Source organism: Aquimarina atlantica (assembly GCF_000626715.1).
Lineage (GTDB): Bacteria > Bacteroidota > Bacteroidia > Flavobacteriales > Flavobacteriaceae > Aquimarina > Aquimarina atlantica.
The window spans coordinates 123,965-146,012 of record NZ_AQRA01000010.1; the positions used below are offsets into that span (position 1 = coordinate 123,965).

The 22,048-nt window shown below is 34.7% G+C and carries 4 protein-coding genes; all 4 read right to left on the minus strand.

Annotated elements, in window-relative coordinates; all coding sequences use genetic code 11:
- Positions 1 to 147: 147 nt before the first annotated feature.
- The 4 genes from ATO12_RS25735 to ATO12_RS21000 all read right to left on the minus strand — a co-directional run bounded on the left by ATO12_RS25735 (position 148) and on the right by ATO12_RS21000 (position 22,004).
- Positions 148 to 18,540, minus strand: coding sequence for an SDR family NAD(P)-dependent oxidoreductase (locus ATO12_RS25735; protein ID WP_165583431.1), 18,393 nt, complete (start codon positions 18,538 to 18,540; stop codon positions 148 to 150).
- 183 nt (positions 18,541 to 18,723) lie between these two features.
- Positions 18,724 to 19,539, minus strand: coding sequence for an SRPBCC family protein (locus tag ATO12_RS20990; protein WP_034246241.1), 816 nt, complete (start codon positions 19,537 to 19,539; stop codon positions 18,724 to 18,726).
- Between the two features lie 76 nt (positions 19,540 to 19,615).
- The gene (locus tag ATO12_RS20995) at positions 19,616 to 20,881 is read right to left on the minus strand and encodes a GMC family oxidoreductase N-terminal domain-containing protein (protein ID WP_034246244.1); all 1,266 of its coding nucleotides are present in this window, start codon (positions 20,879 to 20,881) and stop codon (positions 19,616 to 19,618) included.
- Between the two features lie 235 nt (positions 20,882 to 21,116).
- Positions 21,117 to 22,004 carry an outer membrane lipoprotein-sorting protein gene (locus tag ATO12_RS21000; RefSeq protein WP_034246246.1) on the minus strand — a complete coding sequence of 296 codons (888 nt, stop codon included), beginning with the start codon at positions 22,002 to 22,004 and terminating at the stop codon, positions 21,117 to 21,119.
- Positions 22,005 to 22,048 lie beyond the last annotated feature (44 nt).

Sequence of the window (22,048 nt, forward strand, 5' to 3'; positions counted from 1 at the left end):
AAATTTTATTAATTAATTAGAAATAAGAACATTACAAAACAGAAATCATTACTACCGTTTTGCTCTCACATTACATGTTATTAATTGTTCTTTTTGAGGTGAAGTAACTCTAAAAAATTCCTCAGCACTTGTGTATTAGCTCCAAGATCAATTTAGCTTTGCAGCTTCCTCTATTGAGATTTCATTATTCAAAACTTTCTCAATTACATCGTTATAAAAATTATCATCAAAGTATTGATTTTGTATAGTATCCTGAGAAGTACTCTCTATTTTTTCTTCCAAAATTCTGGATGAGAATCCAAGCATTTGTACACATACATTTCCTTCTTGATCACACAGGTCCAGATCTAATTTAATAACTCTATCTCCCGGTTTACAATCCGGGGCATAACGTATCCAAACATACATCTTGGAAGTACACTTAGAAATTATACGTACGGATTCCAAAGCAAAAGGCAGTAATGGTCTGGCAGGTAAGTTGTTTATATCAACCATTAAGCCAATACATGCCTGAAGCGCACTATCCATGATACCCGGATGCAAAATAAAATGATTAGGGTCATCTTTTGTTTTTATTGATAAAGTAAGTTTTGCCAAAAGTTGCTCATCTCCTTTATAAATAATAGATACACCTTGATGGGAAAGGCCATAATCCATTCCTATTTGTTTAAAGCTGGAATAAACCGTACGAGACTCAATACTGCCATCTTGCATTTGTGCTTTGAGTTGATTTATATCTCGTTTAATTGAAGTTTCATTATGTATTAAAACTGCTTGTCCCTGGCAATATATCCCCTCTTGTTGATTCTGTATTTTAGTATCAATACTATAAATTTCAAAATCGATTTTTTCTTCTGTATTATTTCCTTCTTCACTAGTAAACAAACTAATGAAAGTTTGTTTATTCGTATTAACATACATTGGTTTTAGCCAGACTACATTTTGTAGTTCTACAATACATTTTTCCTCATAAATTGCTAAGGCATGATAAAATGCTGCTCTTGCCATTTCCAGATATGCTACTGCGGGTAATACTTTATATCCATTTACCTTATGATCTTTTAAGAAGAATTCCTGACCATCAAAAGTGGTGATATAGCATTGCTGGTTTAAATCAGAAATGTTTTGGTGTAATAAAGGGTGTATCATTGAAACTAATGTTTCTGATGCCTGTATACCTTCCTTATTTTTTGATGTATTTAACCAATACCTTTCTTTAGCAAAAGGGTATGAAGGCAAAGGGATTCGATTGACTTTTTCTCCTTCATATAACCTATACCAATCCAGTTTCAGACCTTTAATCCATAGATCTATTAAGCCTGACAACTTATTTTCAATAATCCATTTATCAATAATTTGTTGTAGATCTGCATCAACGCCAAACAGGTTTTGAATATCATTATCTTGTTTAACTCTTCCGATCCAGGTATTCGTAATGGTACGTTCTCCATTGATAAAGGCCTCCAGCTTTTTAACTAATTCTTCTATAGAATCTACAATGAATCCTAAACGTTCTTCCATTGCTTCCCTACCCACCTGTAGAGTATATGCCAACTCTGTTAGATTTATAATTTCGGTTGACTGATTCTTTTCTTTTTGATTATTAATAAAATTCAGCAAATCAGTAGCCCTTTGCAATAATTGCTCCTGGGTTCTGGCAGAAATTGGAATAATAACAGGATTATTCTTGCTAATTATCTTTTGCTCTTCAGGATACAAATATTCCTTTACTACAATATGTGCATTGGTTCCACTATGTCCGAAAGAATTTATAGCTGCCATTCGAGGTGTTCTTTCTAATGGTCTCCAATCAAGGACTTCTGTATTGATATAGAAAGGTGAATCTGTAAATTCAATCAGGGGATTCATAGTTTTAAAATTCAACAACTTAGGAATCTTATTCTTTTGTAAGGATAACAAAACCTTTATTAAACCAATAACACCTGCCGCGGCCGCCGCGTGACCAACATAAGATTTGGCACTACCAACAGCACAAAATTCTTTTTTCTCAGTAAAGTTCCTGAAAGCTCTTACCAAAGCATTTGTTTCTATAGGATCCCCCAGCTTAGTTCCGGTACCATGTGCTTCTACATAATTGATTTTTTCCGGATCGATATTAAATTTGTTATAAATATCTACGATAAGTTTTTCCTGCGCAGCTCCATTAGGAGCTGTTATACCATTACTTGCCCCATCCTGATTAATTCCTGATCCTGAAATAATTCCATAAATTTTATCTCCGGATTTCACCGCATCTTCCAGGCGTTTCAATACAACAATACCAACTCCTTCTGACATGATAGTACCATCGGCAGTCTGATCAAAGGTAAAACATCGACCTTTTGGTGATAGCATCTCAATTTTATCCAGTCGAATTAATACATTCTGATCCAAACAAGCATTTACTCCTCCCGCCAGGGCCACATCTGTTTCCTTATTTCTTAAACTTTCGCATGCCAAATGCAAGGCTACGGCTGAAGATGAACAACCGGTATTAACCACAAAAGAAGGACCATTCAGGTTTAAAATATAGGATAATCGAGAAGCTATAATAGCATCAGAATATCCTGTAAAAGTATCTCCCGTATATCCAGTGGGTTCAGCACCAATATATATTCCGGTTTGAGTTTCTGAAAAATCCCGAGGATTGTACCCTGCATTTTCAATTGCTTTCCAGCTTTCTTGCAGCACCAATCGCTGATGAGGATTCATAGATTCTGCTTCTTTAGGAGAAATATTGAAAAACAACGGATCAAAACAATCTCTTTCTTCTAAGATTCCTCCCCATTTACATCGGGTTTTACCTGGCTGTTTTGTGGTACTAAAATAATTGCTTTGATCCAAGTAAGAATCCGGAAGCTCACTCACACCATCAATTCCATTCTCCAAATTGTTCCAAAATTCTTCAATGTTATCTGCTTTAGGGAACATTCCGGAGATTCCTACCACTGCAATTTCAGATAAGTTTGGATTCGTTTGTTCCGAAGATAATTCTGAAAAAGAGTTTTTATTAATTTGGAATCTATTTCCCGTTAAATTAAAAGGTATAACAGTTTCCTTATTGTTATGACTTTTTGATAGTTCTTCCGGGTCTTCTATGGCTAAAACATCTTGTTGTTGTTCTACAGGTAATTTTATTTTTTCCTTATATGTATTGACAATATGTTTCTCTAAGCGGTTTACCGAAGAATGCTCAAAGATGATTGCTGTATTTAAGGTAATAGCAAGAGCTTCATTAATTTGATTGATAAAACTTACTCCAAGTATTGAATCTATCCCATAGTCTGAAAAGGCAATATTGTGATCGATACTTGTTAGAGAAATTTTCAAAGTTTTTGACAGGCTATCCAAAATTACCCCTCGAGTATATTCTGAAATATTTTGTGAAGGTTTTGGGCTTAAACCAGAGCTTTTTAAAGGTCTTGATATCTTCTTTTTAGGTTGTTCCGGTTTGTTTTTCCCCGAAACAGGTATATGAGAAAGTCCTTTCTGTTTTTGTATTTTAAATGTTTTACGTCTTACTACACCATTACTTTGAGCCAAAACTATCTGTTGTCCCAGACTATGTGTTTCCTCGGCTGGGAAAATAACCTTTTGGAAACCTTCTTCTTCCAAAATTTTCTGCCATCCTTCAGGTGTTACTCCAGGGCTTCCTTCCATCCTTACCTCAGCATCTTTGAAAAGCCACCATCCATCCAATAATCCGAAAGTAAGATGATTAAAAAGTGCCGGAGTACTTAATTCATTGATAAATAAATATCCATCAGAATTCAGTATAGCTTTTGCATTACATAAGGTTTGTCGGATGTCGCTTGTTGCATGCAACACATTAGTTGCTATTACAAGGTCATATGAACCTGCTTCAATTCCCTGGTCTTCTATTGGTTGTTCTATATCCAATCGCTGACAACGTACGTAAGGATTGTCTGGTACATATTTTTCTTCTGCATGAAAAAAGAAAACCTTTGAAAGATCTGTGTAGCAATATTCATCTATAGAAGTTTTGAAGGGCTTTAATTTTGAAAAAACTATCGCTGATGTTCCTCCCGTTCCTGCTCCAATCTCCAATATTCTAAGTTTTGCTTCCGGATCAAATTCCAATTTTTGTTGTACATACGTAGCAACTGCATTAGCTATTATTTCATTAAAGGTATCTGATTTTAAGTTGTTTTTATATACCCCTTCAACTTTTTCCATAGAAGCATTCGGAAATATTATATCTGTCGCTAAAACTTTACCAGTTAAAATCTCTGGTAATCTTTCCAGACAATTATCAACAAGTGTTATCCATGCTCTCTGATCAGGGTTTTGTATGTGTTTTTCTTTTTCTACTTCCCACTTATTCCATACTTCCTCTACATTCTTCTTTTTCAGGTAGCTGATAGTCCCTTTTTTAAACTTAACATATCCGTTTTGATTAAACCTTTTAAAACAGTTATCCCACCAGGAAGCATATTTATCTATAATCCCACATTGTTTCCTTACATCAGAAATTTTAAGGAATTTTTCCTGATTATTTGATTGTATCAACTGTTCTATTTGGCAATATAACATTTGAAGTAGCCTATCTTCGAGTTCGCTTTTTTCTTCAGCCGCTTTTAGTTGATTTATTTTTTCTTGTGGAATTTCAATGTCCTGTGCAGACAGTTCTATTGAAGGTAATACTGATTTTTTTTCATAAGAAATGAACTCTTTTTGGTTGCAATTCATTAATTCCTTTATAGGTTCTGATGCTTTCATACATAAAACCTGACGAATTCTTCCATTGCGCAGTTCCGTGATAAATTGTTCGAAACATGTGTAACCTTCATCGTCTTCAAGGGCTTTAAAATTATCTGTCAAAATTTCCTCATTACCTTCTTTCATTGTATCCAATGAGGATTTCCAGAATCCCCAGTTTATAATTCCTATCGGAAATTTTGACTCTTTTCTTACTGATTGCACCAGACTATCGGCATATGTTATTCCACTAGCGTAAGCAGACAGTTTGGATGCTCCTGAAAAAGAATAGGCTTGTCCTGATGAAAAATAACACATGAAATCCAGTGCCTCTTTTTTCAGGGCCGTATAGAAAACCCAACTCCCCTGAGCTTTCAGGTCAAAAATGGAACTAAATTCTTTTTCTGTAGTTTGATCTAAGGAATTTTCAAAATTGAAGACCATTCCTGAAAAAATAGCTCCATTAATAGTAGTGTATTTTTGTTTTATGGAGGACATAGCTTCCTTCATAGCTTCCAGGTTTGTTACATCTGCTTGCAAGTACTCTAAATTACCTTTGTATTCATCAAAGGATTGCATAGCAGTTTTCACCTTTTCGGAGGTTATTTCGCTTCTTCCTATCCATACTACAGAAGCTTCATATTTTTCTATCAATTGATGAGTAATAATCTTTCCTACAGTACCGCTCCCTCCAATAATCAGATAGACACCATTTTGACGAATTGCAGTTATATCCTGTTTATTCCAGTTTAACTTATATAGTTTCTGTTGGTATCTTTTTCCAGATCTGATCTTAAATACTTCTCCTCTATCCGAAGGAGGTTCTTGTAGAGTCATTTGTAGTAATTGAGCCTGGTCTTTTGCCGTCTCTAAATCTTTTGCAGATACATCTAAATTTCTAATACGGAATTGATAACTCCCTTGTGCAAGGGAATAGGCTAAACCTGTAATTCCTGCTCCATTAAATTGATTTGCCTCTGTATGATGGATCTTATGTGTATCCAATGTTAATACATAAGTTTCAATTTTTTCGTTAATGCTATTTTCCTGTTTAAGGAATTTGATAAGACGTAAAAACTGGATCTCTTGCGCCTCGTAATTTTGCTTTAATTTTGTTTGATTAATTGGTTGAGAAAATTTCTTTTCAAGAGAAAGGAAATACAAGATATCTATCGCACCCATATTTTGTAAACAGGTTTGAAAACCTTTAGGGTCGTGTATTCCACATTGCCATTCTTTATCTGACACCTTTACTGTTTTATCTGAAATCCTAATAACAAAAATTTCATTTCCTTTATTCCGGTTATAATATTTTTGTATTTCTTCTTCAAATCCTGAGGTATTTCCACTACATACGACCAATATGTTTTTATGAGTTGTTTCAATTCTTGATGGTTCAACAGGTTGTTCTTCCCATTGCGGTTGATAACTAAGATCATCCCAATTCAGGTCATCTGCTATCATAGATGTCTTGCTATAAAGAGATAAAAACTCAGAAGTTTTTATCAACTCTAAACCTCTCATAATAACAATAATCTTACCGTTTGCATCACATAGATCAATATCTAGTTTTATAAAATTGTTTTGGGACTCTTCTTTTGATACTATTCTAATCCAGGCAAACATTTCCTCTGTATAAGGAGCAATCACCATCAGAGTTTCCAGGGTTAAGGGCATCAATGCTTTTGTTCCTGAAGATAGCATTGTACTCGCTTGTAAAACACCTTCAATTATCCCCGGATGTAAGACATATTTTTTATGCTCTGTAAATGGTAATACAAGTTTTGTCAATATTTGTCCATCCTCAAAGTAAATTTCATCAAGAACCTGAAAAGATTTCTCATAGTTTACTTCATCCTTTTTTAAAGTATTATATATACCGGATATTTCTATCTCTTCTGTTTTGATTTGTTTTTTAAGTTCTGAAATATTCAATTTTGGGATTTCAGGTTTTGTTATTAGTGTTGCATTTCCAACACAATAAGTTTCCTGAGTTTCTTTCTCTTGATTTTTTATTTCATATAGAATTCTGTTATCATTGGCTACCGATAATGAAATCCCTATATTTTTATCTTTATCAATCAGACATGGCACTCTCCACTCTATATTATTTAATTCTATAGCCATAGAGTTTTCTATAGAAGGTACAGCCTCTTCGACCGCTGTTCTTGCCATTTCCAGGTATACCCCTGCTGTAATTATTGTATTCTCCTGATATCGATACCCAGCGATAATAGGCTGTTCTACGCTAAAAGTTGAACTATAATTTTGTTCAATAAGATTTGAGGTATTATGATGTATTAATGGATGGATGCTATTACCAGCTATTTTCGAATATTTTTGAGAAATATCCGTCCAATAACGATCTTGTGCAAAAGGGTAAGCAGGTAATGCAATGCGTTTGGGCAGGTTTTCTCCATAGAATTTTTTCCAATCGATACTCAAGCCTTTCACCCATAACTCCATCAGTTTGTACAGTTTTCTTCTGACAATCCATTTTTCAATTGCTTCTTTCATATCATCATCTCCATTGATGATATTCATATCTTCCTGATCTTGTTTTACTTTACCGAAAAAGACTCCTTCTATTGTTTCCGAACCTTCTAGATATGCTTCAAGTTTTTCGATTAATTGATACTTCGTATTCACCAGGATCCCTAGTCTTTCATCAAACTCTTCTTTACAAACCTGAAGACTATATGCTAAATCCGGTAATTCGAAAGTGTCTGTGGATATTGAGATCATATCCAGCAAATCCTGAGTTTTTTGATGCAACTGCTCTTCTGTTCTTGCAGAAAGTAGGATCATTACCTTTTCGTCATTTATCTCGGTAGGAGAAGTGTATTTACTCTCTTCAGAAACCAAAAATTCTTCTATTACCACATGTGCATTGGTACCACTTCTTCCAAAAGAACTGACAGCTCCTATATAAGGGTTACCTTGATCTCTGTTCCATTCTCTTGTCTCTTTGTTGATAAAGAAAGGGCTATCTTTCCAGTTTATATAATCGTTTTCTTCTGTACAGTTGAGACTTGCAGGTATTTGACGATGTTGCATTGCTTTCAGTAGGTTAACTACACTTACCAATCCCGATGCTGCCAATGTATGTCCTATATTACTTTTGCAACTGGTTAATGCACAATACCCTTGTTGTGTAATGGAATTTTGGTTTCCTTTTAGTTTTTTGAAAGCTTTGGCCAATGCATTTATTTCAACCGGATCACCTAACTTAGTTCCAGTACCGTGAGTAACAATGTATGAGAGATCATTTATGTTGATTTGATGATCAGTATAGATTTTCTCAATTAATGCAGCTTGTCTATCTCCATTCGGAGCTGTAACCCCATTTGTCTTTCCGTCAAAGTTAATTCCGCTAGCTTTAATAGTACCATAGATTGTATCATTTTCTGCGATAGCAGCGGATAGTGGTTTCAGCATTAGAACTACTACAGATTCTCCTACTCCAATACCTTTGGCATTTTTTGAAAACGTATGACAACGTCCATCTTCCGAGAGCATACCTGCATCACTCATCATCACGTAACTTTCCGGAGAAAGTAATAATGAAACTCCAGCAACAATGGCTGCTTTACATTCTCCCAAACGTAAACTGGAAACTGCCTGATGGAGTGCTACTAATCCTGAAGAGCAAGCTGTATTCGTAGCTATAGTAGGCCCTTGAAGATCCAAAAAGTAAGAAAGTCTTGAGCTTATCATTGCATTACCGGTAGTAGTTATTCCCTGTTTCCCGGTAATTTGATCGTATTGCCCTTCTTCCATTCCTACAAAAACCCCTATTCTTTCTCCTTTGATATCTTTTGGGGATATTCTGGCATCTTCAATAGCTTTATAGGTTTCTATCAGTAACAAACGTTCTGCCGGATCCATATACTCAGCTTCACGAGGTGAAATTCCAAAAAACAAAGGGTCAAACTCATCAACTCCAGGAATAAAACCTCCTTTATTAGTTGTTATCTTATTATTGTTATTTCCCCGTGTTATGTAATAATCACTCCAATCCCACCTGTTTGCAGGTATTTCGGTAATGGCATCTTTGCCTTCTGCGAGTATTGACCAAAGTTGATCTACTGTTTGTGCTTGTGGAAAACGTCCTGACATTCCCACCACGGCAATAGGTTCGCTATTAGATAAAACTGAGTGTTTCGAATAAAACTGCGAAGGAAACGACTTGTCAGTTTTTTTATTAACTCTCTTATAATCAGTATTTTTGGATTCGGTAATGTAAAAATCGTTTATCTGATCAACATACTCCTCCAGAATATAGTCTGTTAATTTTTGAATTGTAGTTGCACTAAAGAATACTGCTGGTGTTATTTCTACTCCAAAATAAGTCGTTAACCTGGTGGCCAATTTGCTTAAACTAATGGAGTCGAAACCATATTCTGTAAGGTTTTTATCTATTCTTAATTGACCAGGGTTGATTTTGGTCAGATTTGCTATTTGTTGTTTTAGATCATTGGTTACATACTCTTTTATGGAAATTCCATGATCGTAAAGTTTCTTTTTATTTTCTCCAAGGTCGTTTGTGTTAGTCAATACATTTTCTATTCTGTGTAGTTGCTCTGTATCGTACAAACGATTTAAAACCTGCTCTATCCTTGATGGTTTACCTAACATAACCAAGGTTTGCAGTTTATCTGTTTTTAACAAATCCTGCCATAAAGCTATTCCCCGAGATGTTTTTAAAGGTTCCTGCCCACTACTTTTTAAATAAAAAGAAGCCTGTTCTGCATCACTGGTTCCCATTCCTCCTTCTTCCCATAATGGCCAATTGATCACCATAGTCTTACTTCCTATCCCTTCTTTTTGCTCTCTATAAAAACTATACGCCATTTGGAAACGACTTGCAATGGAATAATCACAAGACCCAAAATCTCCTAAGAAAGCTGATACTGAAGAAAAATAACAGATAAAATCCAAAGAAGACTGATCTAATATCTTATCGAGCATAATAGTCCCTAAGGTTTTGGGGTAAAGTGTAGTTTTAATATCGTCTGTTGATCTCTGATCAAACGGTTGGGAAGAAGCCACTCCTGCCGCATGAATAATCCCCGAAACCTCAAAAGGTAGTTGTGATCGCAATGCCAACATCGCTTCTTCATTACTTACATCAACCGAACGATAATATACCTGTCCTGCTCCCGCATTTTTTATTATTTCAATTTGCTCTTCAATTACTGAAGATATTGGAGATCTACCAATCAGTAGTAAATTTGCCTGGTAATTTTCTGCCAAAAAATGAGCGAATTGTAAACCTAGTTTTCCACATCCTCCGGTAATTAAATAATTCCCTTTTTGTTTAAGAACTGATTCGTTGGTTATTTTGCCCGGTTCGAAAGGTCGTAAAGACAACTTATGTCTTTGATCATTTTTATACCATACTATCCCATTACTCTGTAATGTTTCAGTCATCAACTCGATTGGATAAATCGGTGAATTGATATAAAACAGTGATAATTCTGTATTTGGTAAAAGGAGTTTTAAGGATCTTTCAAAGCCAATCCAGGAATAATCCCAACAGGTACTTATTTCCTGTATATCATAATGTCCAACAAGTGTTATTTTATCAACAGGTAAAGCAGATGATCTGATCATTTTAAACAGATCAAATAATCTGTAAACACCTTCTTCTCCCATGTCTTTTGCCCATAAATAAAGAATGTGTATTGGTTTGTGCTCCTGATGGTTCACAACAGCAAGTATTTTTTCTATATCTGCTGTATTCTCCGGACTACATTTATATAATTGAGATGTGGCTCTTTGATAGCGATCAGACTGTTCTACAACTATAATCTCGGGTCCGTTTTCTGGTATTTCTTTTGCCAGCATTTTGCTGAACTCATTATCAGCAAAAACTATAGTTGAGTGATTTCTTTTCTTTATTGGAGTAATTGTATGTTGTTCCTTTTTCCAATATTCGTCAAAAAATAGTGTCTGAGTTATCTCTTGTTCAGCTACTGGTTCTATGCTGTTTTTGCTCTCATTCTCCTCAATCCAATATCGCTCTTTGGTAAAAGGATAGAGTGGTAATTCAATACGTCTGGGTTTAATTTCTCCATACAATTTATTCCAATCCAGGTTATAGCCCTGAACCCATAAATTAACCAGATTGGATAACTTTTTCTGCTGTATCCATTTATCTATCGTTTCTTGTAAATCTGTATCTTTTGAAAATAATGAAATTGTATTTTCATTATTTTCTGTTTTTCCTACAAATACATCCTGAACTTGTTTTTTACCATCAATAAATTCTTTCAGTTTTTCTACCAACTGATCCTGAGTATTTGCTACTACTCCCAAGCGGTATTCCATTTCCATTCTTCCAACTTGCATCGTATATGCTATCCGATCAAGGTCGCAAGATTGTTTTTGTTTATTTACATACTCCAGTATGTCAACAGCTTTTTGTGTTAACTGTTCTTCTGTTTTTGCAGATAAAGGGAAAATATAGCCTGTATGATTATTTTTTGAATTTAGAGTGTTAGTATCTCCGGAATTATATTCGGATATGACCATATGAGCATTAGTACCACTGAATCCAAACGAGCTAATTGCCGCTTGTCGTTGTTGATTTTGGTCTATGGACCAATCTTTGAGCTGAGTATTAACATAAAATGGACTGTTATCTATATTGATATGCTCATTCAGGTTTTCGAAATTAATAGTTGGAGGTAACTTTTTATATTTCAATGACATCAAAAGCTTGATTACCCCAGCGACGCCTGCAGCCATTAAACAATGACCAATATTACTTTTGACAGAACCAATTGCACAATATTCTTTTTCTGAAGTATATCTTTTAAAGGATTCTACTAAAGCTTCTACTTCAATTGGATCTCCCAATTTAGTTCCTGTCCCGTGTGCCTCAACCAACTGGATAGAGGATGGATCTATTTTGTGGTTATTATAAACTTCCTGTTGTAGCTTTGATTGGGCTTCAGTATTCGGTGCTGTAATCCCGTTTGTCTTTCCATCCTGGTTAATACCCCAACCTTTGATCACTCCCAGAATATTATCTCCATCTCTTTCGGCATCTTCAAGTCGTTTTAGCATAACAACTCCAACCCCTTCGCCCGGAACAAAACCATTGGCTTTTTGATCGAAGGTATGGCATTTGCCATCTGCTGATAACATCCCCATTTGAGAAGTCTTGATATGCATGTCTGCTCCCGCACCCACGTACACACCCCCTGCCAACATAAGATCACTCTGACCTAAAATTAATGAATCACAAGCATTAGCAATCGCTACCAATGAGGAAGAGCAAGCTGTATCAATTGTTAAACTAGGGCCTTGCAGGTTTAAAAAATAGGATATCCTTGCTGCCAGTATCGAATTATTTCCTCCTGTAAAACCGTAAGCACTTGTTCGTATATGATCGGATAACAAATGATAGTCTCCTTGTCCACAACCAACAAACACGCCGCATTTACTTTTCTCTAATAATTGAGCATTATAACCCGCATTTTCTATGGCATGCCAGCAAGTTTGTAGAAACAGCCTTTGCTGTGGATCCATACATTCTGCTTCGGATGGTGAAATATTAAAAAATAAAGGATCAAAAAGGTCATATTCTTCAAGTGCACCCATCCATTTACTATACGTTTTTCCAGGGGTAGCTTCTCCATCGTGATAGTATTTTGAAATATCCCATCGTTGTTGGGAAATTTCACTGATGCAGTTCTTTCCTTCTGCTATATTACTCCAAAAGGTTTCTACATCATTTGCCATAGGAAACTGACCTGCCATACCAATAATGGCTATGGATTGTAGTTGATCGTTTGATTTTGCCTCCTGTTTTTTTATAGATACTTCTGATTTTGAAGCAATTTCTCTTTGATCTGATGATAAAACATCTATATCCCGAGGTTTTATTGGTGTATCGATAACAGGTATTACTTCCTTCTGAACAGGTAATACTCCTAACTTCTTCATTTCTTCTTTAACAAAACCACTAAATTCTATAAGGTTTGGATAACTATATATTTTGGTTGCGTTAATAGAAATCTTATATTTTTCATTGATCTTTCTAATCCAGGTTACTCCAATGATTGAATCTAAACCAAGATCCACAAACTGGCTGTCTTCTTCAATCTCTTCTTCTTCCATATGTAGTTCCTGAGCCAACAAGGTTTTGAGATTGGTTTTAATCATTGGTAATACATCAGCCGCTTGCTGTTGTTGTTTTTCAGCAATCCCTAAAACAGGTTTTTCCTCAAGGGATGTATATTCCTGAGCATCTTCTGAAGTATTATTGAAATTACCTTCAATGCGTTCCAGGGTATCTGATCGTCCTACAAAAGTCTTCTCATGCATAGCTAGTTCCAAGGTATACGTATCTTCCAAACGATCTTTGATATAAGAGGTCATTTGATTCTTGAACGCAATTAAGCTACTTCTCGAATTACGAGTTAGCTCTTTTGCCAATGTAAATGCAAACTCACTTATCTCTTTACGTGACACTACTGGTAAGGGTATTCCTTTTTGTTTTAGTATCTGACCAGGATATTCAGTCCCTGTCAGTAGAGTCCCACGAGCAAGATCGTACCCAATGCGATTAGGAAAAATCAATGTTGAACCTGCTCCCGGTGTAAAACCATAATTCATATAAGGACTTACATAATGACTCTCTTTACTCAAGATGGGGAAATCACTGAACATACCCATTGACCAGCCTGCTCCAATACCATGACCTTGCATCGCTGCAATCACCGGAATATTACAGTCCATAGCTAAGTGATATATTGCAGTGTCAGTAAATTTAATTTTACCTTCCTGAATATCTAGTAGCATTTCTTTGGTTCCTCCGGAGATGAAATAACTATCATACCCTGTCAATACCACTACTTTATAGATTGAAGACTCTTCTATATGATCAAAAACCTCTATCATACCTTCCATGAAGGCATCTGAAAACATATTCCTCGCCTCCCGGTCTTCCATAATGATCTCGACAATACCCTCAGGATGTAAAATAGCTTTGATTACTTCTGATTGTAAGGCTATTCTTGTTGGTTCCTCTGGAAATGTCGTGGATCCTTCTTCATTTATAACCCATAATGGTGACTCGTCTAGTACCGATCCTATCAATGATCCCTGGGCCTTTCTCCAGGTTTTTATAACTGCAATAGGTAACGATGACCAGTATCCTGCCTGGTCTAAGGCCTCGGTAATAGGATCTGCCGAAACCACTACAGAACCAACCTCTTGTTGTAACTCTAATCCACTATACTCCCTACCTGTTAACAGTACCTCCTGGGCCATATAATCTCCTAACCCACGAACAAAAAACGGAAGCGATATCCTACCCAATTCTGAAACTCCAACCAGACCCAAAGCACAATACATACCTTCGCTATGATAGATACACATATCACAACACTCACCCAGTAGCCAACCCAGATCTGTAGCATTGCCTTCAAAAACTCCAATAACAGGAACAGAAGCTTTAATCAATAAATCTTGAAGTTGTTTGATTTCCTCTACTGAACTTGATAAATCAGATACGCTTAAAAAATCTTTAGCAGCACTACTAAGAACAATTACCTTATAAGTCGATCTATTTTCTATCTGGTTTAAAATATCTTCTAAACCTGAAATTAAAGTCTTTAACTTATAGTTTTTACTACCCGTATCTATTCGAATACTTAACACTCCTGATATCGGAATATCTAATTGTAAATATTTGGATCGGGTGGTTACCCTATTATCAGACCCTGTAAATTCTTCTGTACTAAAGATATTTACCTGTAATAATCCTGCTACTTGCTTTTCTAGATTACGACCAAGATGTTGTTTTAATAAACCAAGAGAAGTTACAGGCTTCTCACTCAAGGATCGGGATAGATCCTCTACATACTGGTCAACTTCATTAGAAGCTACAATCGGAATACTCCAACCTCTTTTCTTCAAAGAAGCACCTGTACATACTCCAAAACGATATAAAAAATCCCTGGATAATACAGCGCCAAAACGCTCGGTAAATAACGATTCCTCTTCCTTAGTAGGAAATAGTCCTTCTTCAGTGTCGGTATATCCATAGCGAGATTCCTTACTACAAACCATAAAATCACATAAGGCTCCAAGCAAGAAACCTGCTCCCTTTGCATCTCCCTGCATCTCTGCTATTATTGGATAAGGAAAAGATGCGACTGCATTGTAAAGCCCCTGAGCTAAACACTCATTATAAGAGTCACGACCTCCCTGAAGGAAAGTTTTAGTCGTTCCTCTTATTATCAAAACTTTTAATCCCTGAAGATCTTTTACATAATCAAAGCTATGTACCAAATCTCCTATAAGTTCTTCTGAAAGAAAATTATCCTGTTCTGTATCTATCTCAAGACTGTAAACACCCTGACTTCGATTATATAATTTTATATCAGAGATTGTCTTTGATTTTTTTAAAGTAACTGATGTAGTTCCGGTGGTGGCTAAGCTAAACTGTGCTTTTGGTATTACCTCATCTTGAATTGCTTTTTCCTGTGTTTCATGTAAATTTTGTAATAAAATATTGGCAGGTTTGGATAATGATTCTTTATCAAGATCCTGATCAGAAGATACAACGTTATCTTCTTTGGTATCTAAGACTCTTAAAGGAATCTGGACTTCTACCGAAGTGTTATCTTTTTCCTGAAGTTTCAGAGGAGTTAATTCGGAATGTTTTTTTACAATATCCTTTTGTTTTTTATAAGAAGCCCAATATCCTTTTTTATGGTCAAAAGGATATGTTGGAATCTCAAGAGTTTTAGTTGCTACAGGGCATAATTTTATCCAGTCTATATTCTGTCCCAAACACCATTGCTCTGCTATATGCTTCAAATCCAAGCTGTCAATATTAACGTTGTTATTTTCCAGCTGGTTTAATTTTGATTTTTTAATACTACCCAGGTAAATGTCAGGCTTAGATGTTCCTTCCAAAAAGTTTTTCAAACATGTTTTAAGCTCCTCCAGAGTATGATATGGAAAAGCTAACCTATGCTCCATCTCTTCCCTGGTGGTTTGTAAAGTATATGCTAATTGATAGGGAGTTATAGCAGGGTTTTGATCTACATACTCCAACATGTTTTTTGCATAACTCTTCAGTATTTCTTCTCGTCTTGCTGATAACACGAATAAATGTGGCCCCTCAATTACATTGGAATTCTCTATCTTATCATTTTCATAAGATTCAACAACTACATGGGCATTTGCTCCACCAATTCCAAAACTACTTACTCCTGCAATTACGGTTGTTTTATTTTTATCGGGGAACCATTCCATTCCATTTTCCAGGATATGAAAAGGTTTATTCTCTATTTCAATTTTGTTATTTATATTTTCAAAATTCCGGGTTGGAGGTAAATAATTATGCCTCATTGCCAAAATTACTTTAAGCAATCCGGCAATTCCAGATGCCGCTTCTAAATGACCTATATTGGTTTTTACGGATCCTATTCCACACCAAGGTGCATATTCTTTATTTTTTTGATCTTGTAATAATTGAAAAGCCTTCGTCAAACCCAAAATCTCTATAGGATCTCCCAAACTGGTTCCTGTACCATGAGCTTCTATATATGATACCTTTTGAATATCAATATTGGCTTTTGAATAAGCTTCTTCAATGAGCTGTTTTTGTTTGTTTGGGTTAGGAACCGTTACCCCTCCTGAGTAGCCTCCATGATTTATGGCTGTGCTTTTAATTAAAGCCAGCACATTATCATTATCTGCTATTGCCTTGGATAACGGTTTTAAAAGAAGCATTACAGCGCCTTCGCCACGTACATATCCATTAGCTCTTTCATCAAAAGTGTAGCATTTACCATCGACACTTAACATATTGGATTCTTTGTAAGCAATACTCTTTGTTGGTTCACACATAAGGTGAATACCTCCAACTATGGCTTGTTCGCATTGGTTTTGTTGGATGGCTACAACTGCATTATTTATGGCAACCAAAGATGAAGAACAAGCTGTATCAATGGTTAAACTTGGTCCATCAAGATCATAAAAATATGAAATCCTATTCGAAAGCATTGCCATTGCTGTTCCGGTAGCTGAAAACTCTTTAATTTCAGGATTTTTATGTAGTAAAGTTTCATAATCACTACCGCTAGCTCCTATAAATACACCGGTTTTACTATTTTTTAGTAAAGAAGGTTTATAGCCAGAATTTTCAATTAATTCCCAGGTCAATTCAAGAAGAATTCTTTGTTGAGGATCTATTAATTTTGCCTCTCGTGGAGATATTTCGAAAAAAGATGCATCAAACTTATCCACATCTTTGATATACCCTCCATAGTTGATGCCTTTATGAATACCACCTATATCTATATTTTCTGGCCATTCCCACCTCTCTTCGGGAGTATTAGTGATGCAAGAATTTCCATTCACTAAATTTTCCCAAAACTCTTCTTTATTATTTCCTCCAGGCACTTTTAATGAAAGCCCTATAATCGCAATATCATCAGAATTTATATGATTTCTCTTAGTATTTACAACTTCATTATCTTCTTTTAAATCAGATAAAGCACTATGGCCAGAAAGTAGAAAAGATGCAATTTCTTTCACTGTAAATAATCCATAAAATGTACTTGGATTACTTTGCAAATCATACTCTATATTGAGATGTTCTGAAAGTTCGGTATATACAATGGACTCAACGCCAAATCTTCTTAAATCTGTATGGATTGTAACCTCATTACTTTCTAAAATTTTAGAAAAAAAGCTGATTATAGTTTCGCATAATTGTTCTTCACTTAAATCACTATTCTTTTTAATATTTTGATTAAATATTGAGCGATTATCCGAAAACTTAGCAGTTTTCAAATCAGGTGTATTTGGTATTGAAAAAGGCTTTTTTTCCTCTTCTTTTTCTCCTCTAGCCCAAATGCTTGCAATGTTTAATGGCTTCGATAGTTTTTTGATCGTAAATATCTTTGCTATCAGCATCCCATCCTTTTCTCTTACAAGAGAAGAACTTAGTTTGATTGTGTCCTTATCCAGGAAAGAAAACTGTTCCAGATTATATACTAACTCTTCATTTGCATTAGCATTTCCATAATAGTGTATATCCCGAGCAATCGTAGAACTGGTCTTAGCCCAATTATAGTTGTCGATTTCTCCAATGTAATTTTCCTGAAAAAAACTCAATTCGCATTTATCGCTTATTTTAGGATACGAAGCAAAATATAAAAGTCCAACACCATTGATATCATCATAAGAATCAATTTGATATTTTTTTTGAAACAATGGTTCTATATCGGTAGAGATATTAAAAGAGCTATCATTAAGAATTATTTCTTTTACATCATTATATTCTTCATTTTTTTCTGACTGAAAAAAACAGGATTTCACTTTAAAAAAGTTTTTTGCAATTTCAGGAAGTTTGTTGTGGGCCGGAATATTTTTATGCTCTACGTTTAAGGGTGTTCCTTTTTCCAGTTTCTGGTTATTTCCGGAATTTCGAGAAGAAAAAACGGACATTAATTCTGTTTTTATGTCTTTATTATCTCCGCTCACCTGACCATTACTAAAAAACATCTTTTTACCATACTTTGACAGATGGCTTTTAATCTTTATTTCTTCGTTTTCACTAAATTCACCCAGGCAATTATTAGATTCCCATTTTATTCGAACAAAGCTAGCATACAACCTATTTCCATTACTATCAATCAACTTGTCTGATTCTGTTTTCAGTCCTTCTGATATCATTTTCCAGTGTATATCACCTAGTTCTTTCATTAACCAGTTTTCGGACAGACCATCCCATAACATTTGTGGTATGTTTAAACTATATATTCGATTTTCAGACACTTTATTCATTGTATTTATAATCATTAAAATTGGGAAACAATCCTATACCAAACTTTTTATAACCTTGGTTAATTGAATATAATTTGAGATCTCAATGGGTAGGATGTATATATAATGCACCTCTTTTAGAAATTTTCTCTAACGTATGCTCTATTGCAATAAAAAATTAAGTAAAGAGATTATATCTGATTTTTATATCATCATTTCTTCGGGTTGATCAACTTCCCGAACATAATCTACTACTGCATTACGGTATTTTTCTTTATCTAATATTTTGGGCATTTTTGCAAATGCAAAAGGTAACATACTAGGGATTAACCAATTTGCCAGCGCATACGGGAAATACCCCCCAGGATCCTCTGCATCATAAATAAACTCATACTCGATCTCACCATTTTTCAAAGGAGTATATCTCCATTTGTTATGCATTTTAGTTACCCTGTGGTAACGTTTATTGATGGGTAATTTATCTGGTACACCAACAAAATTAAATTTCATTTCTTTACTAACAGGATCTTGTGAAAACTCGGATTTAACCACATATTCTCTAACTTTAAAAGGAGGAAAAACTTTCTGTTTAAAAGTATAATATACAAGTTCTGGATACATTGAATCATCTATATAATGCGAATCAAACATATTTACATCTTCTGCCGAATCTGGATTTCTCATTAGGGTCAAAATGCTAGCTAACCTAATAGACTTTAGTCTTCCAACAATTTTAATTTTTAACAATTTTTCTCCGGGAATTTTCAGCGTATAGACCTTCATTTGTTTTTTATCAGATTTCAATTTCCATTGACTTGATCCCGATTTTTTCCAAAGAGAATGTGCTGAAGTCAAAATAAATGTCAGTAATAATACTTCGGCCAAAACTAAAGTTATAATCCCTAATTGCCCATCAATAAATCTGTTCCATACAAAGGGAGCTACTGCTCCTACTGCAATACTTAAAAGTACCAATATCAATAAAAAGCTATTGGTCTTATTCTTCTTAGAATGTTCCATAATATTATTTGTTTTTTGTGTTATGATTCAAAACCATGAGTTTTACCTGTTTTAAAATATTTAGTTGCTTACTTTTTTAAGAGGCTATCAAATGCCTGGAAAGATATTTAGCCAGACAAACAAGTGTAAGAGTTGGTGTTACCCTGTCACTTTCAGGTAATACAGACCCATCACATACGTATAAGTTATTGTATTCGGTTTGTAGGTTCTCGTCTATGTGTTTCTTAATCTTCACTGTTCCCAGTGCCCCTCCAGATATGAGGTTTGTTTTAAAGATTTTTCTGGCTCCAGTGTTTTTTAGTATTTCATGAGCCACTTCCATTCCTTTCTTTAATTTTCTATGATCTTCTTCTGTCAGTTTTTTAAGATACTTTCCTTTTTCTGTAAGTTGCCCTCCTAGTGGCTCTTTTACTTTAACAGTAATTCCGATATGCTTGGGATATGAAGCTATTCGCAAAGGTTTTGCAGAAACGAGCATTCCAACATTAAAAAGAAAACGATGAAAATTTGCATCCATTAACTCAATATCATTATCTAATCTTCCACCCATGCAACCGCAAAAGTTCTCTCCAGATGAAAGCCCTGGTACAGATCCTATTAAACCGATACTTGGATTGATATAAAACCCATGATCCACTACATTTTTTATTCCGCTATTCTTCAAAATAATTGGAGTTGCCAAAGATCCAGCCGAAAGGACTATTTTTTCTCCATAAACCCTAAATATTTTCTTTTTTTTCCCAATAGTATACTCTACTCCAACCGCTTTGTTATTTTCATAGATAACTTTTTCAACCGTTGCCTGATTGGTCAGCTTAGCTCCATTTTTTAAAGCTTCTTCTACATATGTTCTAGCTTTCCACTTTACTTCATAATAGTTTTTATGATTAAACTTGGATTGATCTATTAACATCAGGTTTTTTTTCCATTCATATCCCAACTGTCTTGCGCTTTCTCCAAGTTTTTTTGCTTGACTACCAATTAATTCATCTGATATTTCGGCAACTGGTAGTTCTTTACGTACATTTTCGAGATCCTGAGTAAGATCAATTCCCATATTTTGAAAAGTTTTTATAGGTGGTGGATCTGCCACTGCAAAATACATAGCTGTTGTACCTCCGGTAGTAAAAGCACGTAAATCTTTTAATTTATTTGTAACGCGGATTTCATTAGAAATTTTGGCATACCCGATAAGGGATTCTTTTAGTGGTCCGTTACCTCCTCGTTCCAGAATAAGGACTCTTTTGTTTTGTTTGCTTAATTCTTTGGCTATTGTAGCTCCGCAAGTGCCCGAACCTACTATTATAGCATCAAAATGTTCTTCTCTATTTGAATATTTCATCTGTTTATAAAATTGTTTTAGAAGTCAGACCTGTCTGCTGGCTGGTCAGTGGGATTTATCAATGATCCTTTTCGGTTGATATAGATAAAATTATTATGGTTCTTTTTTTATATACCATTTTTATAAAACTTCTATGATTTCTTAATGGAGTGGTTTAATTCTATATTATATGATAGAAAACCTATTTTATCTCAAAGCTTCATAATGAAGTTCTATTACATAATCTGCGTTATACTTATTTCAAACTATTACGAAGTTTGACTAAACTTTGTTCTCTAAATGTAAAATCCTCCAAAGTTCTTGTCGTTAAAAAATCATCAGAAACCTCCTGATCAAAAGCCACAGAAGTCATATTCATAATACTGATGTTACGAGTAGCAAGGTTATTCATTGTTAATTTTCTTGCCATCCAGATATTATCAATTTTTTCAACTTTTGACATTGTCAACTGTTTATAGAGTTTTCCTTTGACATACAGTTTTTTCTTTAAGCTAATGTATCTTTCTTTATCTATCCACGATATTGTTTTACTATATTTTGATTTTTTTATTTTTGTTTCTGTTGGGGTATATTCAATAACCCAGACTTCGCGCCCTTTATAGTTTTCTTCCTTCAAAATCTTGTAGTTATATTCATCAATTTTCAGGTCTTCCATATCTTCAAGGGAAAATTCTGAACCAAAAAAACTTCCACTATTATCATTACTGCCTTTGCTTGATGCCAGGCGTTTTACTTTACTTAATTCAGGAAAATAAATCCAACTATCATTATCTTTACCTAATTCTCCATATTCATACGTCAACATTCCTACTCCTTTTTCTTTTTTAGGCTCAATTATTATAGAAATTGATCGACTATCTTGATTGCTATTTCCATAGTTTTTAGCAACACTCTCCAATAATTTATTTCTTGCTTCTTCGGTACATACTATCCTTTTATTGGACACTGTATATTTACAAGTAGATAGTTTTATTCTCTGTACAGACGTGTTAAAAGATTCTTTGGCCACTTTGTGTACCTTTAGCATAATATCCTTTGCCGACTTAGTTGGCAACTGCATTTTTGAAAATGACGATGTTAAGGCCATTGTAACTACAAGTAATACAATCTGTTTTTTTTTCATTATTTTCTTATTTAAGTTTAAAAGTTTTAACAAGAAACAATATC

Coding starts and splice junctions, on each gene's coding strand:
- ATO12_RS25735 (WP_165583431.1), bottom strand. CDS start 18,540: ATGAATAAAGTGTCTGAAAATCGAATATATAGTTTAAACATACCACAA.
- ATO12_RS20990 (WP_034246241.1), bottom strand. CDS start 19,539: ATGGAACATTCTAAGAAGAATAAGACCAATAGCTTTTTATTGATATTG.
- ATO12_RS20995 (WP_034246244.1), bottom strand. CDS start 20,881: ATGAAATATTCAAATAGAGAAGAACATTTTGATGCTATAATAGTAGGT.
- ATO12_RS21000 (WP_034246246.1), bottom strand. CDS start 22,004: ATGAAAAAAAAACAGATTGTATTACTTGTAGTTACAATGGCCTTAACA.